This window comes from Dietzia psychralcaliphila, from assembly GCF_003096095.1.
Classification (GTDB): Bacteria; Actinomycetota; Actinomycetes; order Mycobacteriales; family Mycobacteriaceae; genus Dietzia; species Dietzia psychralcaliphila.
Map to the genome: position 1 here is coordinate 1,934,911 of NZ_CP015453.1, position 25,720 is coordinate 1,960,630.

At 68.8% G+C, this 25,720-nt stretch carries 25 protein-coding genes and 4 tRNA genes; 7 read left to right on the forward strand and 22 right to left on the reverse strand.

Annotated elements, in window-relative coordinates:
- Positions 1-45: 45 nt before the first annotated feature.
- Positions 46-957: a KPN_02809 family neutral zinc metallopeptidase gene (ypfJ, locus tag A6048_RS08830; RefSeq protein ID WP_107747527.1), complete on the forward strand. Its 912-nt coding sequence runs from the start codon at positions 46-48 to the stop codon at positions 955-957.
- Between the two features lie 44 nt (positions 958-1,001).
- Here the strand turns inward: ypfJ and hisS are convergent, their stop codons facing one another.
- Positions 1,002-2,282 (reverse strand): histidine--tRNA ligase, encoded by a 1,281-nt coding sequence (gene hisS / locus A6048_RS08835; protein ID WP_107747526.1) that lies wholly within the window; start codon positions 2,280-2,282, stop codon positions 1,002-1,004.
- Between the two features lie 48 nt (positions 2,283-2,330).
- The gene (locus tag A6048_RS08840) at positions 2,331-2,996 is read right to left on the reverse strand and encodes an MBL fold metallo-hydrolase (RefSeq protein ID WP_107747525.1); all 666 of its coding nucleotides are present in this window, start codon (positions 2,994-2,996) and stop codon (positions 2,331-2,333) included.
- Positions 2,997-3,200: 204 nt separating this feature from the next.
- Between A6048_RS08840 and A6048_RS08845 the strand changes: the two genes are divergently transcribed.
- Positions 3,201-4,130 (forward strand): peptidylprolyl isomerase, encoded by a 930-nt coding sequence (locus A6048_RS08845; RefSeq protein ID WP_107747524.1) that lies wholly within the window; start codon positions 3,201-3,203, stop codon positions 4,128-4,130.
- 47 nt (positions 4,131-4,177) lie between these two features.
- Here the strand turns inward: A6048_RS08845 and A6048_RS08850 are convergent, their stop codons facing one another.
- Positions 4,178-5,143, reverse strand: coding sequence for an SDR family oxidoreductase (locus A6048_RS08850; RefSeq protein ID WP_107747523.1), 966 nt, complete (start codon positions 5,141-5,143; stop codon positions 4,178-4,180).
- A 93-nt stretch (positions 5,144-5,236) separates the two neighbouring features.
- On the opposite strand from A6048_RS08850, the gene A6048_RS08855 reads away from it, so the two are divergent.
- Positions 5,237-6,235: a helix-turn-helix transcriptional regulator gene (locus A6048_RS08855; RefSeq protein ID WP_107747522.1), complete on the forward strand. Its 999-nt coding sequence runs from the start codon at positions 5,237-5,239 to the stop codon at positions 6,233-6,235.
- Here the strand turns inward: A6048_RS08855 and A6048_RS08860 are convergent.
- From A6048_RS08860 to thrS, 18 genes are all read right to left on the reverse strand, one after another.
- The gene (locus A6048_RS08860) at positions 6,213-8,576 is read right to left on the reverse strand and encodes a RelA/SpoT family protein (RefSeq protein ID WP_107747521.1); all 2,364 of its coding nucleotides are present in this window, start codon (positions 8,574-8,576) and stop codon (positions 6,213-6,215) included. The two genes, A6048_RS08855 and A6048_RS08860, sit on opposite strands and share 23 nt — an antisense overlap.
- A gap of 45 nt (positions 8,577-8,621) precedes the next feature.
- Positions 8,622-9,179, reverse strand: a complete 558-nt coding sequence (locus A6048_RS08865; RefSeq protein WP_107747520.1) for an adenine phosphoribosyltransferase — start codon at positions 9,177-9,179, stop codon at positions 8,622-8,624.
- On the reverse strand, positions 9,176-10,231 hold the full coding sequence (gene secF, locus A6048_RS08870; protein ID WP_107747519.1) for a protein translocase subunit SecF: 1,056 nt from the start codon (positions 10,229-10,231) through the stop codon (positions 9,176-9,178). Before secF ends, A6048_RS08865 begins: the two co-directional genes overlap by 4 nt.
- Positions 10,228-11,928: a protein translocase subunit SecD gene (secD, locus tag A6048_RS08875; RefSeq protein WP_412523696.1), complete on the reverse strand. Its 1,701-nt coding sequence runs from the start codon at positions 11,926-11,928 to the stop codon at positions 10,228-10,230. Before secD ends, secF begins: the two co-directional genes overlap by 4 nt.
- A gap of 75 nt (positions 11,929-12,003) precedes the next feature.
- Positions 12,004-12,309, reverse strand: coding sequence for a preprotein translocase subunit YajC (yajC, locus tag A6048_RS08880; RefSeq protein ID WP_107747518.1), 306 nt, complete (start codon positions 12,307-12,309; stop codon positions 12,004-12,006).
- A gap of 96 nt (positions 12,310-12,405) precedes the next feature.
- Positions 12,406-13,521 carry a Holliday junction branch migration DNA helicase RuvB gene (gene ruvB, locus A6048_RS08885; protein WP_200837440.1) on the reverse strand — a complete coding sequence of 372 codons (1,116 nt, stop codon included), beginning with the start codon at positions 13,519-13,521 and terminating at the stop codon, positions 12,406-12,408.
- Positions 13,521-14,120, reverse strand: a complete 600-nt coding sequence (gene ruvA, locus A6048_RS08890) for a Holliday junction branch migration protein RuvA (RefSeq protein WP_107747517.1) — start codon at positions 14,118-14,120, stop codon at positions 13,521-13,523. Before ruvA ends, ruvB begins: the two co-directional genes overlap by 1 nt.
- Complete coding sequence (locus A6048_RS08895; protein ID WP_107747516.1) at positions 14,117-14,776, reverse strand: crossover junction endodeoxyribonuclease RuvC; 660 nt, start codon at positions 14,774-14,776, stop codon at positions 14,117-14,119. Before A6048_RS08895 ends, ruvA begins: the two co-directional genes overlap by 4 nt.
- Before the next feature lie 60 nt (positions 14,777-14,836).
- Positions 14,837-15,589, reverse strand: coding sequence for a YebC/PmpR family DNA-binding transcriptional regulator (locus A6048_RS08900; RefSeq protein WP_107747515.1), 753 nt, complete (start codon positions 15,587-15,589; stop codon positions 14,837-14,839).
- An 80-nt stretch (positions 15,590-15,669) separates the two neighbouring features.
- Entirely contained in the window at positions 15,670-16,287 is a 618-nt protein-coding gene (pdxT, locus tag A6048_RS08905; protein WP_107747514.1) for a pyridoxal 5'-phosphate synthase glutaminase subunit PdxT, read from the reverse strand.
- Positions 16,284-17,231 (reverse strand): acyl-CoA thioesterase, encoded by a 948-nt coding sequence (locus A6048_RS08910; protein WP_235027653.1) that lies wholly within the window; start codon positions 17,229-17,231, stop codon positions 16,284-16,286. The genes pdxT and A6048_RS08910 overlap by 4 nt, the downstream gene beginning before the upstream one ends.
- Positions 17,232-17,238: 7 nt before the next feature.
- A complete protein-coding gene (gene pdxS / locus A6048_RS08915; protein WP_107747513.1) occupies positions 17,239-18,144 on the reverse strand; it encodes a pyridoxal 5'-phosphate synthase lyase subunit PdxS in 906 nt (301 codons plus the stop codon).
- A 95-nt stretch (positions 18,145-18,239) separates the two neighbouring features.
- A complete protein-coding gene (locus A6048_RS08920) occupies positions 18,240-18,842 on the reverse strand; it encodes a LemA family protein (RefSeq protein WP_107747512.1) in 603 nt (200 codons plus the stop codon).
- Positions 18,832-19,947: a glycosyltransferase family 4 protein gene (locus A6048_RS08925; protein WP_107747511.1), complete on the reverse strand. Its 1,116-nt coding sequence runs from the start codon at positions 19,945-19,947 to the stop codon at positions 18,832-18,834. The genes A6048_RS08920 and A6048_RS08925 overlap by 11 nt, the downstream gene beginning before the upstream one ends.
- A 6-nt stretch (positions 19,948-19,953) precedes the next feature.
- Positions 19,954-20,853, reverse strand: a complete 900-nt coding sequence (locus A6048_RS08930; RefSeq protein WP_107747510.1) for a phosphatidylinositol mannoside acyltransferase — start codon at positions 20,851-20,853, stop codon at positions 19,954-19,956.
- A gap of 5 nt (positions 20,854-20,858) precedes the next feature.
- On the reverse strand, positions 20,859-21,503 hold the full coding sequence (gene pgsA / locus A6048_RS08935; protein ID WP_107747509.1) for a phosphatidylinositol phosphate synthase: 645 nt from the start codon (positions 21,501-21,503) through the stop codon (positions 20,859-20,861).
- A gap of 14 nt (positions 21,504-21,517) precedes the next feature.
- Positions 21,518-22,096 (reverse strand): ATP adenylyltransferase, encoded by a 579-nt coding sequence (locus A6048_RS08940; RefSeq protein WP_107747508.1) that lies wholly within the window; start codon positions 22,094-22,096, stop codon positions 21,518-21,520.
- Complete coding sequence (thrS, locus tag A6048_RS08945) at positions 22,093-24,180, reverse strand: threonine--tRNA ligase (RefSeq protein WP_107747699.1); 2,088 nt, start codon at positions 24,178-24,180, stop codon at positions 22,093-22,095. The genes A6048_RS08940 and thrS overlap by 4 nt, the downstream gene beginning before the upstream one ends.
- A 159-nt stretch (positions 24,181-24,339) precedes the next feature.
- Here thrS and A6048_RS08950 point away from each other — a divergent pair, with 159 nt between their 5' ends.
- Positions 24,340-25,002 (forward strand): DsbA family oxidoreductase, encoded by a 663-nt coding sequence (locus A6048_RS08950; protein ID WP_107747507.1) that lies wholly within the window; start codon positions 24,340-24,342, stop codon positions 25,000-25,002.
- A 78-nt stretch (positions 25,003-25,080) separates the two neighbouring features.
- Here A6048_RS08950 and A6048_RS08955 read toward each other — a convergent pair.
- Positions 25,081-25,152, reverse strand: a tRNA-Val gene (locus tag A6048_RS08955).
- Positions 25,153-25,419: 267 nt separating this feature from the next.
- On the opposite strand from A6048_RS08955, the gene A6048_RS08960 reads away from it, so the two are divergent.
- From A6048_RS08960 to A6048_RS08970, 3 genes are all read left to right on the forward strand, one after another.
- Positions 25,420-25,492, forward strand: a tRNA-Gly gene (locus tag A6048_RS08960).
- A 48-nt stretch (positions 25,493-25,540) separates the two neighbouring features.
- A tRNA-Cys gene (locus tag A6048_RS08965) sits at positions 25,541-25,614 on the forward strand.
- A 28-nt stretch (positions 25,615-25,642) separates the two neighbouring features.
- Positions 25,643-25,717: transfer RNA gene (locus A6048_RS08970), tRNA-Val, on the forward strand.
- The last annotated feature ends 3 nt before the right edge of the window (positions 25,718-25,720 follow it).

Sequence of the window (25,720 nt, forward strand, 5' to 3'; positions counted from 1 at the left end):
GAGCCGGGCTGGACCGGCGACCGACGGGGACGAAGGGCGGCGGACATGACGTTCCGGCAGGGCGGGAGCCTGGACACCAGCGGGGTCTCCGGAGGAGGTCGCGGGGGGCGAGGGGGCCGACGGGGGATGGCGGTCGGCGGGGGCGTGGGCGGTCTCGCCATCGTCCTCGTCGCGCTGTTCCTGGGCGTCGATCCGGGGCAGCTCGGTCTGCAGAGCGGCGACAACGGCGGCCCGCAGTCCGACTCGGCGCAGGAGTTCCAGGCCCACATCGACCAGTGCGACCTCGAGCAGGCCAACACGGACACGGTCTGCCGCATCGTCGCCACCACGGAGAGCCTCGAGGACGTCTGGACCACCCAGCTCCCCGACCAGGCCGGCATGCGATGGGTCCAGCCGCACACCACCATCTTCACCGGCGACGTCGACACCGCCTGCGGCGCGGCCTCCTCCGATATCGGCCCGTTCTACTGCCCCGCCGACCAGGACGTCTACCTGGACCCGGCCTTCTTCGACCAGGTGCTGGTCGACCGCCTAGGGGGATCGCCCGCGGGCGCGGCCCAGATGTACGTCGTGGCGCACGAGTTCGGGCACCACCTGCAGACGATGCTCGGCGACATCCGCCGCTCGCAGCAGGATCCACAGGGGCCCTCGTCGGGCGCGGTCCGGGTCGAGCTCCAGGCCGACTGTTACGCGGGGCTCTGGGCCCACTACGCCACCTCGACCCCCGCCCCCGGGGGCGGGGAGCCACTCCTGGAGAGCCTGACCAGGAGCGATGTGGACGCGATCATCCAGACCGCCGAGGCCATCGGTGACGACCACATCCAGAAGTCCGGCGGCGCCCGCGTCGACCCCGACTCGTGGACCCACGGCTCGTCGGAGATGCGCCGCCAGTGGTTCCTGACCGGGTACGAACAGGGATCCATGCAGGCCTGCGACACCTTCGGCGCGCGGCTCTAGCGCACTCGTCTCCGCAGGCGGGTGCAGTCGCCGGCGGGCCCGGGTCAGGGGTTGACGAGCCCGGCGACGTGGGAGACCACCGCGGCCAGCGGGACCGGGTTCTGCGCACCAGTGGCCATCGTCTTGACCACCACGGTGCCCGACGCCAGTTCGTTCTCTCCGACGACGAGGGTGACGGCGGCCCCCGACCTGTCGGCGGCCTTGAAGGCGCCCTTCATACCGCGGTCGCCGTAGGCCATGTCGGCACGGAGACCGGAGCGCCGGAACTCGGCCAGGACGGGCACCAGGGCGGCCCTGGCCGGAGCGCCGAGGGCCACCCCGTACACGTCCACCCGACCGCCCGCGGCATGGTCGATGCCCTCGGCCTGCAGCGCGAGCATCGTGCGGTCGACCCCGATACCGAAACCTATCCCCGACAGCGCCTGCCCGCCGAGCTGCTCCATCAGGCCGTCGTAGCGGCCGCCACCCCCGATGCCGGACTGGGCCCCGAGGCCGTCGTGGACGAACTCGAACGTGGTCTTGGTGTAGTAGTCCAGGCCCCGGACCATCCGTGGGTTGACCTCGTAGTCCACGCCGAGCGCGTCGAGATGCGACCTCACCTCGGCGAAGTGCGCGGCGCTCTCCTCCGAGAGGTGGTCGATCATCAGGGGCGCGTCCGCGAGTTGCGCACGGACCTCCGGGCGTTTGTCGTCGAGGACGCGCAACGGGTTGATCCGTGCACGCTCCTGCGTGGCCTCGTCGAGGTCGAGTCCGGCGAGGAAGGCCTGCAGCCTTTCGCGGTAGGCAGGTCGGCAGGAGTCGTCGCCGAGCGAGGTGAGCTCCAGCCGGAACCCGGTCAGTCCGAGCGAGCGGAAGGCCTCGTCCGCCACCGCGATCACCTCGGCGTCCAGGGCGGGGTCGTCGATCCCGATCGCCTCGATCCCGACCTGCTGAAGCTGCCGGTACCGGCCGGCCTGAGGTCGCTCGTAGCGGAAGAACGGGCCGGCATAGCAGAGCTTGACCGGGAGTTGGCCGCGGTCCAGGCCGTTCTCGATGACCGAACGCATCACGCCGGCGGTCCCCTCGGGTCGGAGCGTGACGCTACGTCCCCCCCGGTCCTCGAACGAGTACATCTCCTTGGAGACGACGTCGGTCGACTCCCCCACCCCGCGGGCGAACAGCGCGGTGTCCTCGAAGATCGGCAACTCGATGTGCCCGTAGCCCGCCCGCCTGGCTGCGGAGGTGATGGCATCCCGGACCGCGACGAACCCGGCGGAGGTCGGGGGGACGTAGTCGGGCACCCCCTTCGGTGCCTTGAGCGCGGTCTTCTTGTGGGTGCCGGTCACGTGTGTGGGTCCTTGTATCTGTCGGTGGATCGTTCGGGGGGAATGGTTCTAGAGGTCACGCAGGAACGGGTTGGACCGGCGTTCCCGCCCGATGGTGGTCGAGGGGCCGTGCCCGGGGAGCACCACCGCGTCGTCGTCCAGGGTGAGGAACTTCTTGGAGATCGACTGCATGAGAACCTCGGTGTCACCGGCGGGCAGATCGGTGCGTCCGACCCCGTCCTGGAACAGCACATCGCCACCGAGCACCACCATCCGCTGCCCCTCCTCGGTGTCGATGATGATCCGGAAGGACACCGACCCCGGGCTGTGTCCGGGCACGTGGTCCACGTCGAAGGCCATCGACCCGAATCGCAGGGTGTCACCGTCGAACACCTCGACGACCTCGGCGGGTTCCGTGAACGTGATGTCCTTGAGCATGGCGGACAGGTCGAGCGAGAGCCCCTTGCCCGGATCGGAGAGCATCACGCGGTCGTCCGGGTGGATGTAGGCCGGCACGCCGTAGTGGTCCGCGACCTGCTGGGCGTTCCAGATGTGGTCCAGGTGACCGTGGGTCAACAGGACCGCGCGCGGCCTCAGCCCCGCCTCGGAGACCTGCCGCCGCACCTGTTCCTCCGCGTCCTGGCCCGGGTCGACGATCACGCAGTCCCCCGCGTCGTCGGACACGATGTAGCAGTTGGTCTGGAACATCCCGGCTGGGAACCCGATGATCTGCACGTCCCGTACTTCCTTCCTCGATCGCCCACGACGTCCGTCGCGGACCCCCGGGCCGACTGGGCGGTACACCGGAGTGGTGTCCAACGGTCTCAGCCCGACCTGGTAGACAAGACCCCTGGGCTGGAGCGCTGTGGTGTGCTCTGTGAGTCCCCACCGCGGCTTCAGCCGACTGTTCCAGCCTAGTCCAGGTACCCAGGAGGGTCAGTGTCCACCAACCAGGAACGCCGAGCAGAGGCGCGTCAACGCCTGCGCGAGCAGATGGAGGCGCAGGCCCGTCGTGAGAAGCAACTCAAGATCGTCGCGGCCTCGGTCGTCGTCGCCGTCCTGCTGGGCATCGTGGGTGTGGTCGCCTGGATCAACTACGACCGCAAGCGCGCCGAAGAGTACGCAGCCAACTGGCTGACCTGCGAGTACCCCACCGACACCGAGACCCCCGAGCTGCTCGACCCGGCTGAGTTCGAAGACCAGGGACCTGAGGTGGTCGCGGAGGTCGAGGAGTTCAACGCACAGGTCGAGACCGTCGAGGACACCAAGCGTGACGCCGAGCCGCCATCGGGTGACCAGGCCAGGCGGGGCATCGCGGAGATCACCATCACCACCGACCGCGGCGAGATCCCCGTCACGCTCGATCGTTCCGGCGCCCCCTGCAATGTGGCGAGCTTCGTGCACCTGACCGAGCAGCGGTACTTCGACGACACCGAATGCCACCGGCTGACCGTGTCCGAGGAGGAGCCGGGCCTGTCGGTCCTGCAGTGTGGCGACCCGACGGGAACCGGTCTGTCCGGACCCGGATACTCGGTTGTCGACGAGCCGCCCGCGGCCGACGCCCTCGCGCTCGCCGACGACGGGTCGGGCGCCGCCATCTATCCCCGCGGAACCGTGGCCATGGCCAAGTCGCAGGCACCCGACAGCGCCGGCAGCCAGTTCTTCCTGGTGTACGAGGATTCGGCCCTCCCGCCCGAGTACACCGTCATGGGGACGATCGGCGAGTCGGGACTCGAGGTCCTCGACGACATCGCGGAGACCGGTGTGAAGAGCGATGACCCGAGCGACCGTGACAACCAGGTCCCCAGGCGCCCCGTCACCATCGAGACCGTGGTACTCGACGACCAGTCCGGGCTGCCCGAGAAGTGACGACCGCCCCGTCAGGGGTGGTCGTCCGGCACCCGCCGGTTGGCGGCTCAGCGGTAGTCGTCGGCCTCGAGGATCCCCGCCGGAACGGATTCCATCGCGGTGATGAAGCTCCACGCGTCGGGGCGTGACCCGTCGACGTCCGTGAGGCCGTAGTGTCCCGCCAGTTCGAAGGAGCTCACGGATCGTGTGTTCCACCTGGACCGTTCCGGATCGGCGGCCAGGGCGGTGATTCCCCGTGCGAGCATCGTCGGCGACTCCGAGATGACGAACTCATAGGGCGGGACCACGTCTGACAGGCCTCGGTTGGCTTCTGCGGCGGATCGCCACGTGGACTCGGTGACCCCGAATGCGTCGAGCATCATCTCCGAGCGGAGCCACCCGGGTGTCACCGAGACCGCCGTACCGCCGTGTGGGATCAGTTCGTGTCCTTGCGCGTAGGCGAACCGGTCCACCGCCGTCTTGGTCACATCGAGGAACACCGTCCCGCGGTAGTGGGTGTCGTTATAGGCCCGGGTGCCGTCGGTCACCTCGATGACCAGCCCACCGGGCTGACGGATGAGCAGAGGCAGGGCACTGTGACTGGTGTTGAGATGGGTTCTGAACCCCGTGTCGAGCAGTCGGATGCCAGCGTCCAGGTCGTACTCCCAGAGCGGTCGGCCGAACTCTACGTAGGCCTCACCCCCGATGTCGTTCACCAGGATGTCGAGGCGGCCCTGTTCACGGTCGATCCTCTCGATGAGCGACCGTACCGCTCCCACATCGAGGTGGTCGGTGACTGCCGCATGGGCTGTTCCTCCCCCGCCGGTGATCAGGCCCACCGTCTCCTCGACGGTCTCGGTGCGACCGTAGTCCGACGGAGCCTTCCGGGTGGACCGGCCCGAGCAGTACACGATGGCGCCCGCCCTCCCCAGCTCGACGGCGATCGCCCGGCCGGCACCCCTGGTCGCTCCTGCCACCAGCGCAACCCTCCCGTCGAGTGCGCTGAGTCCCCGATCACTACCAGGATCAGTCATCGTGTCGTTCCCTTCGTCGTCGTGTCTGCTCGTGAATTGATCATCTCCCCGGTTGGCGACATCTAGTGTCGCCAATTCTGTAGATTTCGTCCCATGAGGTCCTCCCGGCTGGTCGCCATCCTCATGGAACTCTCGAGGGACTCCCGGACGTCGGTGTCCCGGCTCGCCGAACGACACGAGGTGTCGACCCGGACGATCCAGCGTGACATCGCTGCTCTGCACGACCTGGGTGTACCGGTGTGGACCCGGACCGGACCGACTGGCGGAGTCGGACTGGTCGAAGGGTGGCGCTCGCCCCTGACCGGGATGTCGTCCTCGGAGCTCCGGGCACTGGTCATCGGCGAGACCGCTTCACGGGATCTAGGGATGCAGGTGGACTTCGAGGTGGCCAGGCTCAAGCTGCTCAGCGTTCCCACTGCACGGGACGGCGAAGTGGAGCCGGCACGGGAACGGTTCCTCGTGGACAAATCACGCTGGTTCGGCTCGTCGGACCGCCCGGAAGCGTTACCCGCGGTGGCCCGGGCCGTGTGGTCGGGCCGGCGACTGACGATCTGCTACGAGCGCCGCGGTGACGATCGTGCGACCGTGTCCCGCCTCGTCGATCCCCTGGGCCTAGTTCTCAAGGGCGACAACTGGTACCTGGTCGCCGCGCACGGTTCACACCCGCGTACATACCGCTTGTCCCGCATCACGGGCTGCGTGATCCATGACGAACCCTCTGTACGACCTTCCGGTTTCTCCCTGGAGGAGTACTGGACCCGGTCCAGGGAGGAGTTCGAGTCGTCGATACACACTCTCCCCGTTCGTCTGCTGATCCCGGAGGGGTCTGTCGAGCACCTCACCTCGTCGGTGCCGGGGCCGGGGACCCGTCATGCGGTGGACACGGCACGACGATATGGCGGACTCCTCGAGATCGACCTGACCATGGAGAAGCACTCGATCGCCCTCGCGCAGCTACTGGGCGTACCCGAGGTCGAGGTCCTCGAACCCGCCGCGCTGCGCAGGGATCTCCACCTCAGAGCCGCCGCGATAGCCGACCGGAACCGGGCGGGGGATCCGGGGAGTGTCGTCAGCCCGACGTCATTCGGTTGACGTCGAAGACCCCCTCGACACCTCGGACCGTCTGCAGGACGTGTCCGAGGTGTTTGGGGTCGGCCATCTCGAAGGTGAACCGCGAGATGGCCACACGATCGTCGCCCGCCGTCTGGACGGAGGCGGAGAGGATGTTGACCTTCTCGTCCGCCAGTACCTTGGTCACGTCGGACAGGAGCCGGTGCCGGTCGAGCGCCTCCACCTGGATCGCCACGAGGAAGACCGCACCCGGTTGGGGCGCCCACTCGACCTTGACCAGTCGCTCGGGCTCGCGGTGCAGTGCGGAGGCGTTGGTGCAGTCGGTGCGGTGGACACTGACGGTACCGCCGCGGGTGATGAACCCCAGCACCTGGTCTCCGGGCACCGGCATGCAGCAGCGGGCGAGTTTGGCGTGCACGTCCTTCACACCGCCCACCAGGATTCCGGGACCCGGTGGCGCGGGACGGTTCGAGGTGATGTTCTTGTCCCGCGAGCGGTCCGCCAGCTCCTCGGTGACCTCGTCGACGCCCCCGTGGGCGGCGATGAGCCGACCCACGATCTGCTTGGCGGAGACGTGGTTCTCACCGATCGCCGTGTACAGGGCGGTGACGTCGGCGAAACCCAACTCCCGTGCGACCCCGGCGAGCGACTCGTTGGAGAAGACCCGGTGGACGGGCACTCCCCCGCGCCGCACCTCGCGGGTGATGAGATCCTTGCCGCGCTCGAGGGCCTCCTCGCGCCGCTCCTTGGCGAACCACTGGCGTATCGAGCTCTTGGCCCTGCCTGACACGACGAACTTCTGCCAGTCCAGGCTGGGTCCGGCGTTGGGATCCTTCGAGGTGAACACCTCGACGACCTCACCGTTCTCCAGCGGCTTCTCGAGCGCGACGAGCTTACCGTTGACCCGCGCACCGATGCACCGGTGACCGACCTCGGTATGGACGGCGTAGGCGAAGTCCACGGGGGTCGCGTCGACAGGGAGATTGATCACGTCGCCCTTCGGCGTGAAGACGAAGATCTCCTTGCTCGTCATCTCGAAGCGCAGTGAGTCGAGGAACTCCCCCGGGTCGGCGGCTTCACGCTGCCAACTCAGCAGCTGGCGCATCCACGCCATCTCGTCCACCTCGGTGGGATCGCCGTGGTGCTTGCCGCGAGTCTCCTTGTAGCGCCAGTGGGCCGCGATGCCGTACTCGGCGTTGCGGTGCATCTCGTGGGTCCGGATCTGGATCTCGAGCGGCTTGCCGTCGGGCCCGATCACGGTGGTGTGGAGTGAGCGGTAGACACCGAACCGGGGCTGGGCGATGTAGTCCTTGAACCTTCCGGGCATCGGCTTCCAGGTGGAATGGACCACGCCGATCGCGGCGTAGCAGTCCCGCACGTCCTCACAGAGCACGCGGATACCGACCAGGTCGTGGATCTCGTCGAACTCGCGTCCCCGGACGATCATCTTCTGGTAGATCGACCAGTAGTGCTTGGGGCGCCCCTCGACCCTGGCCTGGATGTGGGCCTTCTCCAGTTCTGTTCGGACCCGGTTGATCACCGTGGCCAGGTAGACGTCCCGACTGGGCGCCCGGTCGGCGACCAACCGCACGATCTCCTGGTACTTCTTCGGTTCCAGGATCGCGAAGGCCAGGTCCTCGAGTTCCCACTTCACGGTGGCCATGCCGAGCCTGTGCGCCAGCGGCGCGATCACCTCCAGGGTTTCGCGGGCCTTCTTGACCTGCTTCTCCGGGGGCAGGAAGCGCATGGTCCGCATGTTGTGCAGGCGGTCCGCGACCTTGATCACCAGGACCCGTGGGTCATGTGCCATCGCGATGATCATCTTGCGGATGGTCTCCGCCTCGGCCGCCTCACCGAAGTCGACCTTGTCGAGCTTGGTGACCCCGTTCACCAGGTGGGCGACCTCGTCGCCGAAATCCGAGGAGAGGGTCTCGAGAGAGTAGTCCGTGTCCTCCACCGTGTCGTGCAACAGCGCCGCCACGAGGGTGGTGGTGTCCATCCCCATCTCGGCGCAGATGGTCGCGACCGCCAGTGGGTGGGTGATGTAGGGGTCCCCCGACTTGCGGAACACGCCCTCGTGCTGGCGCTCGGCGAGCGCATAGGCGCGCGCGAGCAACCCGACGTCGGCCTTGACGTGGTGGATCCGGTGCACGCGGACCAGGGGTTCGAGAACGGAGGGTGTGGAGGTCACGGTCAGCCCGGAGGTGAGGCGGCGAGCCCACCTGGCCCGGACGCGCCTGCCCGCGGACGGGCGCGCCCCCGGTATCACCGGGAGAGGCTGCGTGTTGGGTTGAGGTTGCTCCCTCGGTGCGGACTGCGGGCCGGCGCCGGCGTCCGCGGCGGGATCCTGCCGATTCGTCATGACGGCTCCTCCCTCCAGATCCGTTCCGTCAACGACGGGCGGGGGTCACGCGACCGTGAGGCAGGTCAGCGGTGTGTCGGCCAGTCTATCCCTACCCCCGAGACCGGGGACCTCGAGCACGACCGACAGCCCCGCCACGACAGCGCCGCAGTCGTCGAGCAACCCGACGGCAGCGCCGAGCGTGCCCCCCGTGGCAAGAACGTCGTCGACCACGAGGACGCGTTTTCCCCGGAGGTCGAGGCCGTCGGCCGGGAGCTCCAACGTCGCCGCGCCGTACTCGAGTTCGTATGACCGCGAGTGCACCGGCGGCGGGAGCTTGCCGGCCTTGCGGATGGCCAGCACGCCGGTGTGCAACCGCACCGCCACCGCCCCGGCGAGCAGGAAGCCCCGGGCGTCCAGCCCCGCCACGTAGTCGACCGAGCCGACCTCGTGGCTCCCGACGAGCCCGTCGACCACGGCAGCGAATCCGTCGGGGTCGGCCAGCACCGGCGTGAGGTCGCAGAACTGCACCCCTGCGGCCGGGAAGTCCTCCACCCGGCGCATCAGTCTCTCGACGGCGGCGACGATCGTCGGCGACACCTCTGAGATCGCAGGTTCTGTCATGCGGTGGCCTCGGCCTTCTCCCGTCGGGCCAGGACCTTGGCGGTCTGGCGTCTGATCTCGGGATTGCGCTCCTTCATGGACACCAGCAGGGGGGTCGCGAGGAACACGGAGGAGAACGTACCGGTGATGATGCCCACCATCTGCACGAGGGCGAGGTCCATCAGCGTACCCACCCCCAGGATCCAGACCGCGATCACGACCAGGGCCAGTAGCGGCAGGATTCCGATCACGGTGGTGTGGATCGATCGCATGAGCGTCTGGTTGACGGCGAGATTCGCCTCTTCCGCGAAGGTGCGGCTCGCCGTGTGTTTGAGTCCCCTGGTGTTCTCCTCCACCTTGTCGAACACGATCACCGTGTCGTACAGCGAGAATCCCAGGATCGTGAGCAGACCGATCACCGTGGCGGGGGTGACCTCGAATCCGACGAGGGAGTAGACACCGGCGGTGGTGATCACGTCGAACAACAGGGCGACGATGGCCGCCGTCGCCATCTGCCACTCGAACCGGAAGGCGATGTAGCCGAAGACCACCACGAGGAACACGGCCAGCGCGATCAAGGCCCTCTCGGTCACCTGCCCGCCCCAGCTCTCGCTCCGCGCGGAGTCGCCGATCGCCTCCACGGAGGTCTCGCCGTCCGCCGTCACCGGCTGGAACTCCTCGAAGAGCGCGAACTTGGTGGCCATGATCTCGTCGCTGGTGAGGAACCGGGTCTCGACCTCGACGATCCGGGCCGCCCCGGCGCCGACGATCTGCACAGTCTGCGGTTCCTCGCCCACGGACTCCTGAACCACTGCGGCGACGCGGTCCTTGTCGACGTCCCCGGCGGGCATCGTGAGTTTGGTCCCGCCGGTGAAGTCGATTCCGAAGGTGAAGCCGCGGAACAGGATGCTGGCCAGACACACCGCAACTATGACGGTGGTCAGCACGTAGAACCGGCGGCGGTTGGGGATGATGCCGAACGCGCCGGTCCCGGTGTAGAGCCGGTTGAACAGGCCGTCCGGCTTCGCCGCCGGGGACGGCTCGCCCCCGGCCGTGGTGGTCGCGGTGGTCATCGGCCCTCCTCCTCGTCGGTCGCGGGACGGTCTGACCGCGGAAGTGTGGCCGTGGCGCCGCCCGGACCGTTGATGGTGGCGGACACCCCGCGACCACTGGTCTGGTCGCGTTCCCTCTCCTCCGCCTGGTCCAGTCGCCGTTGCTCGGCGGCAGCGGCCTGGAGGGTGCTCATCCGCCCCATGCCGTTGGCCCACGGCTTGGCGAATGTGGACCTGGTGGATGCCAGATAGACGAACGGCCAGGTCACCGTGAACGCCACGAACACGTCCATGACGGTGGTCAGCCCGAGGGTGAAGGCGAAACCGCGCACTTCACCGCTGGCCAGGAGGTAGAGCACGACGGCGCCGATGAGGCTGACCACGTTGCCCGTGACGATCGTGCGACTCGCACTCTTCCAGGCCCGGGGAACCGCGGATCTGAATCTGTGCCCGTCTCTGAGCTCGTCCTTGATGCGTTCGAAGAACACCACGTAGGAGTCGGCGGTCATGCCGATGCCGATCACGAGTCCCGCGATGCCGGCCAGGTCGAGGCTGTAGTCCACGGTGTACCCGAGGAAGACCAACGTCACGTACGTCAGGAGGAACGACAACGCCAGGGAGATGAACGCCAACACGCCGAGCAGGCGGTAGTAGAGCGCGGAGTAGGCCAACACCAGCAGGAACCCGATCGCGCCGGCCAGGAGACCCGCATCCAGGGATGCGAGCCCCAGGGAGGCGGGCACGTTGTCGACGTTGGGGTCCTCGAAGGAGATCGGGAGCGCACCGTATCGCAGGTTGGCGGCGAGCGAGGCCGCCTCGTCCATCGTGAAGCTACCGGTGATGGACGTCGCCGAACCGACCGGCGTCACCCCCTGGACCACCGGGGCGCTGATCACCGATCCGTCCAGCAGGATCGCGATCTGCTGCTGGAGGTATTCCTGAGTCAGCTGTGACCAGGTGGCGCTGCCCTGGTCACCGGGGCCGGCGGCGAAGCGGAACGAGACCTCGTTCTGCCCGGCCTGCTGACTGAACCCGGAGCTCACCGAGTCCTTGACGATCTGCTGACCGTCGAGGCGCTCCCCGTCTTCCGGCTCACCGACGAGCAGCGGAACCGGGCCGAGGACGTACTTCGCACCCTCACCACAGGCGATGAGAGCCTGGGACTGGTCGTCGAAGCCGGCCAGCACGTCGCGCTCGGGGCATCGGAACGTCGCGAGGGTCTCGGCGAGCTCGGCGGGATCACCCTGCCGGACCTCACGGGCCGCGGCCACCTCTCTCGCCACCGCTTCGCGGTCTCCCTTGGCCGCCGCCACGGGTTCCAGGTCACCCTCGGAGACGGGCTGCGTCTGCAGCACCGGGCGGATGGTCAACTGCGAGGTGGTCCCGAGGTCACGGGCCTGGCTGGAGTCCTCGCCGGGGACCGTGAGGACGATGTTGCTGCCCTCGAGCACGACGGAGGTACCGGCCACGCCGAGACCGTCGACACGATCGCGGATGATGTCCTGCGCGAGACGCAGGTCCTGCTCGTCAGGCTGACCGATGGGGATCAACGTGACCCGCGTGCCACCCTGCAGGTCGATGCCGAGCTTGGGCGTCAGGCCTCTCTCGGCCACGGCGAACGCGGCGAGGAAGAGGACGAACAGCACCAGGAGGAAGGCGGACAGCAGAGCCCACGGTCTGGGGCGGGCGTCGACGCCTCGAGAACGGACTGGTGACACAGGTGATCTCTCTCGGTCTTCGTCGGAGGCCTCCGGCTGGACGGCCCCATCACACTACTCGCCGGTAGGCGCTTGTCAGGAACCAGCGCCGTCGGCCCCGTCGGCCGAGCCGGGGGAGGTACCGAGGTCGAGCTTCTCCCGGATCACCCTGCGATCCCACTGAGTCCGGACGCCGGGGGCGATCTCCAGTACGAGGCTCTCCTCCGCGACCGAGACGACCGTGGCGTGCAGACCCGAGGTGGTGAGCACCTGGTCACCGACCGTGAGGGAGGCCTGCATCTGCTGCAGCTCCTTCATCGCCTTGCGCTGCTTGGAGGTCTGGAAGAACATCAGCGCGACGAGCGCGATGATCATCACGGGTAGTAGGAGTTCCAGTCCCATGCGGGGTCCTCTCGGCTCGGGACCCCTCGGGTCGGGGTCCGATGGTGTCGGTTCCGGGCTACGGACCGGTCTCGTCCGAGGATGCCACCCAGGTCGTCAGCCGCGCGGGCCGGGTCCCGTCTCGGTCTCCACCGGGAGCATGGGTTCCTCCGGGTCGCGCTCCGCTCGGCGCAGCCCCAGGTGATCCCATGCCGCCGCGGTGGCCACCCGTCCGCGGGGCGTGCGGGCGAGTAGCCCGGCACGGACGAGGAACGGTTCGCAGACCTCCTCGAGGGTGCTCGACTCCTCCCCCACGGCGACCGCGAGCGTGCTCAGACCGACGGGTCCGCCCTCGTGCTGGACGAGGAGCGCGCGCAGTACCGCGCGGTCGAGTCTGTCCAGGCCCAGTCCGTCTACCTCGTAGACCTCGAGAGCCGCGCGCGCGACGGGCACCGTGACCCTCCCGTCTGCTCGTACCTCCGCGAAGTCCCGCACGCGACGGAGAAGTCGGTTGGCGATCCGGGGCGTCCCGCGTGAGCGCCCGGCTATCTCCACCGCCGCTTCCGGTTCCACATGGATCGCGAGGATCTCGGCCGCGCGGGAGACGATCCGGGCCAGGTCGGCGTCCGAGTAGAAGTCCATGTGCGCGGTGAAGCCGAAGCGATCCCGGAGCGGGCCGGTGAGCGCACCCGACCGCGTGGTGGCCCCGACCAGGGTGAACGGGGATATTTCCAGCGGAATCGAGGTGGCACCGGGTCCTTTGCCCACCATGATGTCGATCCGGAAGTCCTCCATGGCGAGGTACAGCATCTCCTCGGCGGGGCGCGCGATCCGGTGAATCTCGTCGATGAACAGGACGTCGCCCTCGATGAGATTGGAGAGCATGGCGGCGAGGTCTCCCGGCCGCTCGAGCGCGGGCCCGGAGGTGATCCGGAGCGAACCCCCCAGTTCGGCCGCCACGATCATGGCGAGGCTTGTCTTGCCCAGACCCGGAGGGCCGGAGAACAACAGGTGGTCCGGGACCACACCGCGACGGGTCGCCGCGGTGAGCACCAGGTCGAGTTGCTCACGGACCGTCTCCTGGCCGATGAACTCCCCCAGGTTCCGTGGACGCAGGGCCCCCTCGACATCGGAATCGAACGGTGTCGATGACGCGGACAGTTCGGCGTCCGCGACGTCACCGGCCCCCGGGGAGTGCAGCTCCTCGGCCCCGTGTCCGAACGGCCCCGTCATCAGCGCCTACCGAGCGAACGCAGTGCCAACCGCAGCGCCTCCGCAGGGCCGAGCTCCGGATCTGTCGCCATGACCGCGGTGGCGGCCTTCTCCGCCTCGGTGACGGAGAAGCCCAGACCCTCGAGTGCCCCGGCCACCTCGGTCGCGGCCGGGGCCGCCGGACTGCCGGAACCGTCGCCGCCCCCGCCGGTCAGGTGCACGGGGCCGACCTTGTCCTTGAGTTCGAGCACCATTCGCTCGGCGGTGCGCTTACCCACACCCGGTACCCGCGTGAGCGCCTTGACGTCCTCTGTACCGAGCGCCCTCACCAGCTGATCCGGCTCGAGCGTGGCCAGGATCGCCAGTGCGAGACGTGGGCCGACGCCGGAGACCGTCTGGACGGTCGAGAACAGCCGACGGGCGTCCACGGAATCGAAGCCGAAGAGGGTGAGGGAGTCCTCGCGCACCACCAACTCGGTGTGCAGCATGCCCTCGTCCCCCCGTCGCAGCCCCGCGAGTGCGGCGGGGGTGGCGTGGACCAGGACGCCGACGCCGCCCGCCTCCACCACGCACCGGTCCAGGCCGATCTCGGCCACCGTTCCCCGTATCGAGGCGATCACCAGCGCACTCCCTTCGTCCGAGCCATTCCCCGGGCGGCCGCCCGGGCGCGTTCCTGATCGACGGTCGTCGCACGACCCCGGTCATGGTCCGCCGCGGCCGTCGCACGCGCTGCCGCCACCTTGGCCTCGAATCCCGCACGCGACCGGGACACCTGCGCGTCGAGCGCGCTCACCCGCCCCTGCATGGGAGCCCGCCAGCTGTGGCACACCGCCAGCGCCAGGGCGTCGGCCGCGTCCGCGGGGCTGGGTGGCTTCTGCAACCCGAGGATCCGCGTGATCATGAGCGTCATCTGCTTCTTGTCCGCACGTCCGCTTCCGGTGATCGCCGCCTTGACCTCCGACGGGGTGTGGAACGCCACCGGTATGTCGCGATAGGCCGCCGCCAACGCCACCACTCCCGCGGCCTGCGCGGTACCCATCGCGGTGGACACCTGGTTCTGCGCGAACACCCGCTCGATCGCCACCACGTCGGGGTGGTGGACCGCCATCCACTCGTCGGCCACCGCGTGCACGGCCCGGAGTCGGCGTTCCAGGGGCTCATCCGCCGTCGTGCGGACCACGTCCACGTCCAGGGCCGTGACGGCGCGACCCGGTGCGGTCTCGATCAGCGCGAGACCACACCGGGTCAGACCCGGGTCGACACCCATGACACGCATCGCAACCTCCGCCGAGCAGTGATAGAACCTACGTTCGATACCCTACCAGCGGTGCCGACGTCAGGAGTCGAGGGCGGCCAGCACGTCGTCGGGGATGTCCACGTTCGAGTAGACGTTCTGGACGTCGTCGGAGTCCTCGAGCGCGTCGATCAACCTGAAGATCTTGCCCGCCCCCTCCTCGTCCACGGTGACCTCGACGGAGGCACGGAAGCCCGACTCCGCGGACTCGTAGTCGATCCCCGCGTCCTGGAGCGCCGTGCGGACCTGGACGAGGTCGGTGGGTTCACAGATCACCTCGAACCGATCACCGAGGTCGTTGACCTCCTCGGCCCCGGCGTCGAGCACAGCCATGAGGACGTCGTCCTCCTCGAGCTCGCCCTTGTCCAGGAGGATCTCACCCTTGCGGGCGAACAGGTAGGCCACCGAGCCCGGGTCCGCCAGGTTCCCGCCGTTGCGGGTCATGGCCGTCCGGACCTCCATGGCCGCGCGGTTGCGATTGTCCGTCAGGCACTCGATGAGCATCGCCACGCCGTTGGGGCCGTAGCCCTCGTACATGATGGTCTCCCAGTCGGCGCCGCCCGCCTCCTCACCGGCGCCACGCCGGCGCGCCCGCTCGACGTTGTCGCCCGGGACCGAGTTCTTCTTGGCCTTCTGGATGGCGTCGAACAGCGTCGGGTTGCCGTCCGGGTCACCACCACCCGTGCGGGCTGCCACCTCGATGTTCTTGACGAGTTTGGCGAAGAGCTTGCCGCGCTTGGAGTCGATCGCCGCCTTCTTGTGCTTGGTGGTGGCCCACTTGGAATGGCCTGACATGGGGAGTTCCGCCCTCCGGGGTGTCTGGGTGAGGCCTGGATGACCTCTGGGTGACTTATGGGTGCCGCTGACGGCCCACTCTACGAGGTCGCCGCCCGGACCATGTCGAGGAAGTACCGATGGACGCGCACGTCGTCGGTGACCTCCGGGTGGAACGAGGTCGCGAGGGCGTTGCCCTGGCGCACCGCGACCACGTGATCCAGGCCGTCGGAGGCGCGGACGCCGGCGAGAACCTCGACGTCCGGTCCCACCGTCTCCACCCACGGTGCCCGGATGAAGACGGTCCGGAACGGGTCGGGGCCGAGAGCCTCCACCACGAGGTCGGCCTCGAACGAGTCCACCTGCCGGCCGAAGGCGTTCCGGCGGACGGTCATGTCTATCGCGGAGAACCACGTGGCGTCCGGGCGGGTGTCGAGCACCACGGACGCCAGCAGGATCATACCCGCGCACGAACCGTAGACGGGCATACCGTCGGAGATCCGCTCGGAGACCGGCTGGTACATGTCGTAGACGTCCAGCAGCCGGCTCATCGCGGTCGACTCACCGCCCGGCAACACCAGCCCGTCGACCGAGTCCAGTTCCGAGCGGCGGCGCACCGTCACGGCCTCGGCCCCGACGTGCTCGAGGTGGCGGAGGTGCTCGGCGACATCGCCCTGGAGGGCGAGCACACCGATCCGGGGACGGCCCGCAGCACTCACCCGCGGTCACCGCGGGAACCGGCGTCCCCGCGATCGGTGTCGGCGCGGTCTTTGTCGGCGCGGTCGGTGTCGGCGCGTTCTGTGTCGGAGCCCGACAGGTCCACCGGGAAGGACTGCGCGCCCTCCCGGAGGCGACGTGACAGCCCCTCCTGGGTGACCGCTGCGACGAGGCGCCCCGTGCGGTCGAAGATCCGGCCCTGGGTGAGTGCCCGGCCGCCGAACGCGGACGGGGACGTCTGGTCGTACAGCAGCCAGTCGTCGGCCCGGAACGGGCGCAGGAACCACATCGCGTGGTCGAGGGAGGCGTCCTGGGTGGGCTCGTCCGGGTGGATGACCTTGGCCGAGCTGAGCAGGGTCATGTCCGACATGTAGGCGAGGGTGCAGACGTGGAAGTTCGGGTCGTCCGGCAGCTCGTCCACGCAGCGGAACCACACCCGCTGCTGCGAGGCGATCTGCGAGGACCCACGGAGCTTCTCCCTGGGCACCATCCGGATGTCCCACTGCGCCCACTCGTCCACGAAGACGCGGTGGGTCTCGTCCAGGTCCTCGTACCGGGGAGCGGGGATCTCCTCGGCGTCGATCACGTCGGGAATCGGGTCCTGGTGCTCGATCCCCTCCTGGTCGCGGAGGTGGAACGAGGCCGACATCGAGAAGATGGGCTCGCCCTCCTGGATCGCGGTGACCCGTCGGGTGGCGAAGCTGCGTCCGTCACGCAGCCGGTCGACCTGGAAGACGGTCGGAGCGGACGGGATCCCCGGGCGGATGAAGTACCCGTGGAGGGAATGGACGTGCTTGTCGTCGTCGACGGTACTCACCGCGGCGGTCAGGGTCTGTCCGGCGACCTGACCGCCGAAGGTGCGCTGCAGGTGGGTCTCGATCGGGTGACCGCGGTAGAGATCCCGGTCGATCCGCTCGATCGCGAGGATGTCCTCGATCTTGGCCACCGGCGGGTCACCAGCCCCGCTCGGCGAGCCGGTGCGGCTCCGGGATGTCGTCCACGTTGATGCCGACCATTGCCTCGCCGAGGCCGCGGGAGATGGACGCGAGCATCTCCGGGTCGTCGTGGAAGGTGGTGGCCTTGACGATCGCCTTGGCCCGGTCGGAGGGGTTGCCCGACTTGAAGATGCCGGAACCCACGAAGACGCCCTCGGCGCCGAGCTGCATCATCATCGCGGCGTCGGCCGGAGTGGCGATACCGCCGGCGGTGAACAGCACCACGGGAAGCTTGCCCTTCTGCGCGACCTCCTTGACCAGGTCGTATGGCGCCTGCAGCTCCTTGGCCGCCACGTAGAGCTCGTCCTCGGGCAGGTTCTGCAGGCGACGGATCTGCTGACGGATCTGCCGCATGTGAGTCGTAGCGTTGGAGACGTCGCCGGTTCCGGCCTCACCCTTGGAGCGGATCATCGCCGCGCCCTCGGTGATGCGCCGCAGGGCCTCGCCGAGGTTGGTGGCGCCACAGACGAACGGGACGGTGTACTCGAACTTGTCGATGTGGTTGGCGTAGTCGGCCGGGGTGAGGACCTCGGACTCGTCGACGTAGTCCACGCCGAGGGCCTGGAGGATCTGCGCCTCGACGAAGTGACCGATGCGGGCCTTGGCCATCACGGGGATCGAGACGGCCTCGATGATCCCGTCGATGAGGTCCGGGTCGCTCATGCGGGCGACGCCGCCCTGCGCGCGGATGTCGGCGGGGACCCGCTCGAGGGCCATGACGGCCACGGCGCCGGCGTCCTCGGCGATCTTCGCCTGTTCGGCGGTCACGACGTCCATGATGACGCCACCCTTGAGCATCTCGGCCATACCTCGCTTGACGCGTGCGGTTCCGGTGGTGTTCTCGGTGGACTGCGGCTCGCTCACGAGATAGGCCTTTCCTGGCTTCGACGACTCGTAGTAGGCGTCCAGTGTAGGTCGCCCTGACCCCGGTTCCCCAACCGCCGCCCCACCGCGTCGGGTCAGCCTCCCACGGGCGGGTGGTCGACCAGTTCGACGTAGTCGGGCATCGACGCGCGACCCGCCAGTCGGAGCGCCCTCACCGTTCGCTTCTCTCGCAGGTTTCTGGTGTCGCGAACCGCATCGTTGTAGAAACTCCGCGCCATCGACACCCGGTCGGTCACGTCCCCTAGCTCGGCGGCCAGGTCGACCGGCAGCGCGGCGACGTCCAGCCCGGACAGCAGTGTGCCCAGGGTGTTCTCCGCCCGTTCGGCGTCGGGGGCACCGTCATCCCCGCCCCGGTCGTTCGACGGACGACCGCGCCTGTTCGGCTCCGGCCCCGGCCGGGGGTCGCTACCGGTCACCGTGTCGGGCGGGTGGGCGCGGGCGAGCGTCAGGGCGTGCGACAACTGCTGCGCCGATCCGGGGTCCCGGTCACCCAGGTCGGCGACGATGGCCGCCGCGACAGTGTGGCGACGCTCGAGTGCGCCGACCAGTGCCGACCGGGCGAGATCGGTGCGGATGTGGAGTCGGTCGAGACGATGTGCGGTGAGATACGCGACGAGTAGGGCGGTCACCGCCAGGATGACCAGGACGACGACGAGGAGGATCGCTTCACCGGACACGGAGCGTCTCCCCCGGCCCACGGACGGTCTCGTACACGCGGATCACCCGTTCCGCCACGACCGGCCAGTCGAACTCCCGGACGGCCTCGGACGCGCGTTCGCAGAGGCCGGCACGGTACGCGTCGTCACCGAGCACGCGGACGAGGGCGGCGGCCAGGGCACCGGGATCCCCCACCGCGGAGAGTTCCCCACATGCCCCGTCGTCCAGAACCCGACGGAACGCGTCGAGATCGGAGGCGACCACCGCTGCGCCGGCCGCCATCGCCTCGACCAGGACGATCCCGAAGCTCTCCCCGCCGGTGTTGGGGGCGCAGTAGACATCCGCGGCCGCGAGTACCGCCGCCTTGCGCCGGTCGTCGACCCGGCCGAGGAACTCCACGTCCAGGCCGGGCGGCATCCGGGCCCGCAGGGCACGCTCGTCACCGTCACCCATGATCCGCAACCGCAGGTCCGGCACAGTCCTGAGCACGTCCGGGAGTGCGGCGACGAGCACGTCCATCCCCTTGCGCGGTTCGTCGTAGCGCCCGAGGAAAGCCACGGTGGGTGAGTCCGATCGCTCGGCCGTGGCGTCGACATCGCGGAATGCGGCGACGTCGACACCGTTCGGGATCTCCACCGCGCCGGATCCCAGGGCCTCCATCTGCCACCTCCGGGCCAGGGTCGACACGGCGATGCGACCGCGGATCTTCTCCAACAACGGGGCGAGCGCCCCGTCCGCGGCACCGAGGATCATCGAGCTGGAGGTGGAGGTGTGGAAGGTCGCCGTGATGGGTCCGGAGGACATGGCAAGAGCGAACATCCCCACCCCCGGCGCGTTGGGCTCGTGGATGTGCAGCACGTCCAGCGGCTCCCGGCGGAGCCAGTGGCGGGTGGCACGCCAGGCCGCGGGTCCGAAACTCAATCGGGCCACGGATCCGTTGTAGGGGATCGGCACACCCGGTCCGGTCAGCGTCATCCCCGACACGGGGGCGCTGCCCGGCCGGCCGGGTGCGAGGACGCGGACCGTGTGGCCACGCCGACGCAACTCCTCGGTCAGGTCCACCACATGGGCCTGGACGCCGCCCGGCGCATCGAAGGAGTACGGGCAGATCATGCCGATGCGCACTCCCGATCAGTCCTCGATCCGCGCTCGGCGGTCGGCGGAGAGGTCGTCGAGCCACAGTGGCTGGAGCATGTGCCAGTCCGCTGGGTGACGGGCGATCCCCTCCTCGAAGAGGTCGGCCATCGCCTGCACCGCTGCCTCCACCCCGCCGGAGACGTCGATGGGCGGGGTGATCCGCACCCGCATCGTCTCCTCGTCGGAGTACCAGAACTGCGCCACCAGGAACGGCGCGCCGGTCTCCACCGCGAGCCTGGCCGCACCGGCGGGCATGCGGGTGGTCTCCCCGAAGAAGGTCACCGGAACACCGGTCCGCCGCAGGTCCCGCTCGCCGGGCAGGCACACGATACCGCCACCGGCGAGGAACTCCCTGAGCGCGTCGAGCGGCGGAGTGGGCCCACCGGTATGCGGGTAGATGGTGAACCCCAGGCTCTCCCGGTACTCGAGGAACCGCTGGTAGAGCGACTCGGGTTCCAACCTCTCCGCGACGGTCGCGAATGTGCCGTACCGCCGGGCCAGCCACGTCCCGCCGAGATCCCAGTTGGCCGAGTGTGGAAGGGCCACGATCACCCCGCGACCCTTCGCCAGGGCCGCGTCCAGGTGCTCGACGCCCTCGATCGTCCTGTCCATCTCCCGGGCCACGGCCTCGCGGTCCATCGACGGTAGCCGGAACGCCTCCCGCCAGTAACGGGCGTAGGACCGGAAGGAGTCCCGGACGAGGTCGTCGGGGACCTCCGCCGGGCTGACCCCGAGGACGCGGGACAGGTTCCTGCGCAGCTGGGAGTCCTCACCCTGTCGTCGCGCCGCGGCATCGGCGCCGGCCCTGAACACTGCACGCGCCACCGGCTCGGGAAGAGCGCGGACCACGGCCCACCCCGCGGCGTACCCGAGGTCCGAGGCGCGCTGGCCCATCCGGGTCACCGTTCGCCCGCCGTCGGTGAGTCGAGCCGATGGAGCCGCGCGAAGTAGTCGGCCCGCCCGCCCCACACCCTCTGGACGACGGTGATGAAGCTGCCCACCGCCACCACTGTGATCGCGACCTCGAGGGCCCACGGGACGCCGAGTCCCTCCACCCCGGCACCGAGGAGGATCAGGACCAGGCGGTCGGCGCGTTCCATGAGGCCGCCGGGTGTGCGGAGTCCCCCCGCGTCCGCACGGGCCTTGGAGTACGAGACCACCTGGGAGAGCACCAGACACGACAGCAGCATGCCGAGCGCGTACTTGTTGTCGGGTTCGGCGTCGACCAGCCACCACAGCAGTGACGCGAGGATCACGCCGTCGGCCACCCGGTCCGACACCGCGTCGACCAGGGCGCCGTACGGTGACCCGCCGTCAGAGGCGCGTGCGACCGCACCGTCGACCAGGTCGAGCAGGGTGCACAGGGCGATCACGATCGCACCGGCGACCAGATGGCCGTTGCCGAAGAGCGCGACCGCCGCCGCGCAGGTCAGGACGAGACCGGCGAGGGTGATGCCGTTGGCGGTCACCCCGATCCGGACCAGGAACGACGCGAAGGGGTGTGCCACCTTGGTGACACCCGACCTTCCGAACTCGCTGAGCATGTGTCCCCCCGAAATCAGGTGTGGTCGGGCGCGGGCACAGTCGACCACGCCTCGGCCAGCAGTTGTCGGGTCTGACGGAGCAACTGCGGCAACACCTTGGTCCCGCCGGTCACGGTAATGAAGTTGGCGTCCCCGATCCAGCGCGGCACGACGTGCTGGTGCAGATGGTCCGACAGGGAACCACCCGCCGCGTTACCGAGGTTGAGTCCCACGTTGAAGGAATCGGGACGGGAGACGGCCTTGATGACCCGGATCAGGTGCTGCGTGTGCGACATGAGCTCGCGTGACTCGTCGTCGTCGAGATCCTCGAGGTTCGCCACCTTGCGGTACGGCACCACCATGGCGTGGCCCGGGTTGTAGGGGTACAGGTTGAGCACCACGTAGACGTGGGCGCCACGGGCGACCACCAGACCGTCCTCGTCGCTCATCCGGGGGATGTCGAGGAACGGCTCGCCGGTCATCCCCTCGGCGGGCTCGGGCCGGGTCTCCGCGATGTACGACATGCGGTACGGGGTCCACAGCAGCTGCAGACGGTCCTCCCCCACCCCGTACTGGCGGTACCCGTCCGTCGGGGTCGACTCCCCGGCCGTCACACCCGCTCCGCCGTCGGTACGTCGTTACGTTGGGAGTTGATCCAGTAGACGATCTTGTCCATCGCCGCGTTGCGGGACACCCCGTTGAGCTGGGTGCCGTCGGGGAAGCGGAAGCTCACCGCGCCCGCCTCGACGTCGCGGTCGCCGGCCAGCAGCATGAACGGCACCTTGCCGGTGGTGTGGTTGCGGATCTTCTTCTGCATCCGCTCGTCCGCCAGGTCGAGCCCGGCGCGGATCCCCCGGCCGCGGAGCTCGTCGATCACGTCCTCGAGGTGCCTCTCGTGCGCCTCGGCCACCGGGATGCCCACCACCTGGACGGGCGCGAGCCACGCCGGGAACAGGCCGGCGTAGTGCTCGAGCAGGACCGCGAAGAACCGCTCGATGGAACCGAAGAGCGCGCGGTGGATCATCACCGGACGCTTCTTGGTGCCGTCGGCGGCGTTGTAGGTGAGGTCGAACAGCTCGGGGAGATTGAAGTCGAGCTGCACCGTGGACATCTGCCAGGTGCGGCCGATCGCGTCTCGCGCCTGTACGGAGACCTTGGGGCCGTAGAACGCCGCCCCGCCCGGGTCGGGCACCAGATCGAGCCCCGAGTTGGTGGCCACGCGCCGCAGGACCTCGGTCGCCCGCTCCCACATGTCGTCGTCGCCCACGTACTTCTCGGGGTCCTTGGTGGACAGCTCCAGGTAGAAGTCGTCGAGCCCGTAGTCGCGCAGCAGCGAGATGATGAAGGACAGGACGGAGGCGATCTCGCCCTCCATCTGATCCTCGGTGCAGTAGATGTGGGCGTCGTCCTGGGTGAATCCGCGGGCGCGGGTGAGCCCGTGGATCACGCCGGACTTCTCGTACCGGTACACGGTGCCGAACTCGAACATCCGCAGCGGGAGCTCCCGGTAGGAGCGGCCGCGGGAGTCAAAGACGAGGTTGTGCATCGGGCAGTTCATGGGCTTGACGTAGTAGTCCTGCCCCGGCTTGGTCTCGTTGCCGTCGGCGTCGTACTCGGCGTCGAGGATCATGGGAGGGAACATCCCCTCCGAGTACCAGCTCAGGTGCTGGGACTTGCGGAACAGGTCGCCCTTGGTCACGTGCGGGGTGTTGACCAGGGAGTACCCGGCCGACAGGTGCCGCTTGAGCGAGTGCTGCTCCATCTCGTTGCGGATGATCCCGCCGCGCGGGTGGAACACCGGGAATCCGGAGCCGATCTCGTCGGGGAAGCTGAACAGGTCCAGCTCGGTGCCGAGCCGCCGGTGGTCGCGCTTCTCCGCCTCCGCCACGCGGTCGAGGTGGGCGTCCATCGCCTCGGTGCTCTCCCAGGCGGTCCCGTAGATGCGCTGCAGTCCGGCGTTCTTCTGGTCGCCGCGCCAGTAGGCCGCCGACGAACGGGTGAGGGTGAACGCGGGGATGAACTTGGTGGTCGGGGTGTGGGGACCCCGGCACAGATCGGACCAGATCACCTCGCCCGTGCGCGGGTTGAGGTTGTCGTACGCGGTCAGTGCTCCGGCCCCGACCTCCATGATCTCCGCGTCGTCGAGCGCCTCGGCACCCTCGGCGTCCCCGGAGTCGGCTCGACCCTTGTCCTCGATCAGCTCGAGCTTGTACGGCTCCCCTGCCAGTTCGGCGCGGGCCTCGTCCAGGGAGGCGTACTCGCGGCGCGCGAAACGCTGGCCCGACTTGATGATCTTCTTCATGCGCTTCTCGAGGTCCTTGAGGTCCTCGGGCGTGAACGGCTCGGCGACGTCGAAGTCGTAGTAGAAGCCGTTCTCGATCGGCGGGCCGATCCCCAGCTTGGCCTCCGGGAACTTGTCCTGGACGGCCTGCGCCAACACGTGGGCGCAGGAGTGCCTGATGACGGACCTACCGTCCTCGGTGTCCGCGCGGACGAGCTCGACTTCGGTGTCGGCCTCGGGCGCCCACGACAGGTCCCGCAGCGCGCCGCCGGAGTCGCGGACCACCACGATCGTCTCCGGGCCGCTCTTCGACTGCAGTTCCCGCTCGGCGAGGACCTTGCCCGCCGGCTCTCCCGCCGGGATGACGGTGGTGATCACGGTGCCCGCACCCGTCGCGTCGACTTCGGCTTCCGGCATGCGGTTCTCGGACACGGGGGGAGATCTCCTCGGCAGTGGACGACGGGTGGCCCTGGGCCATCCGTGACGGGCGCACCAGAGCCGGTGACGGACCTGGGCCGGTTCATGCTACCCGGCGGCTTCCGGAATCCCGGACCGCCTCGGGCCGTTGTACCCGCCATGCGCATAGACATCTGGTCCGACGTCGTCTGCCCGTTCTGCTGGATCGGCAAACGCCACCTCGAGGCCGCACTGGAGGCCTTCCGTTCAGACCACCCCGGGACGGAGGTCGAGGTGGTCTGGCGGGCCTTCGAGCTCGACCCCGCCGCGCCACGACACGGCGACCCCGTCGTCGACGAGTCCACAGCGCAGATGCTCTCGCGCAAGTACGGGATGACGCTCTCGGAGGCCGAAGCCGGGCAGGAACAGATGGCCGAACGGTTCAGGGAGCTCGGGTTGGAGTTCAACTGGCGTGCCGCCACCACCTCCTCCACCTTCGATGCGCACCGGTTGGCGGCGCTGGCAGCCGATCACGGCCTGTCGGACGAGGTCGACGAGGCACTGCGCCGCGCCTACTTCACCGACGGCGAGCGGCTCTCGGACCCGGAGGTACTCAGGCGCGTCGGCGTCGGCGCCGGGGTCCCCGCGGACGCCGTCGACCGGATGCTCACAGGAGACGGGTTCGGCGACCGTGTTCGCGAGGACATCGAGGCCGCTCGCGGCATCGGGGTGAAGGGAGTGCCGTTCTTCGTCCTGGACGGCCGGCTGGCCGTCAGCGGGGCACAACCGGTCGAGGTGTTCGGCCAGGCCCTGGAGCAGGCCCTGGCCGCACGGCAGGCCTGACCCGGACGCGGCGGCCTGCCCGGATACGGACGCAGCCCCCGGTCCCGGGTATCCGGGGCGGGGGCTGCGTGTGTGGTGTGGTCCTAACTGGGTTCGAACCAGTGACCTCTCCGGTGTGAACGGAGCGCTCTTCCACTGAGCTATAGGACCGCATGTGGCCTGATCTCTCGATCGGCACCGGAACACTGTAGCAAGCCGTGCGAGCCGTCCCAATTCGGGGCCTGTTCGACGCTCGTGCCTCGGCGGAGCAGCGTCGAGACGCCTCTTGAGGTCAGGGGGCGCGGTGCCGCGAAGCCCCAGATCAGGCCGTTCGAGCAGGTGAAAGCCCATTTCCGACCCCCGATTTGTGTTCCAAGTTCGGGTTCGGCTAATGTTCATTCTCGCAACGCGGTGAGCAACAGCGAGCCGGGGAGCGATGCGGATGTGGCGCAGCTGGTAGCGCATCACCTTGCCAAGGTGAGGGTCGCGGGTTCGAATCCCGTCATCCGCTCGGAGGGATCGAGGAGCCAGGAGTCCTCACCGGGCTCGATACCTTTTCGGTGGAGTGGCCGAGTGGTGAGGCAGCGGCCTGCAAAGCCGTCAACACGGGTTCGATTCCCGTCTCCACCTCCACGCCGGAGAGATCCGGTCGGTGAATCCCGCGCGATTAGCTCAGCGGGAGAGCGCTTCCCTGACACGGAAGAGGTCACTGGTTCAATCCCAGTATCGCGCACCACGA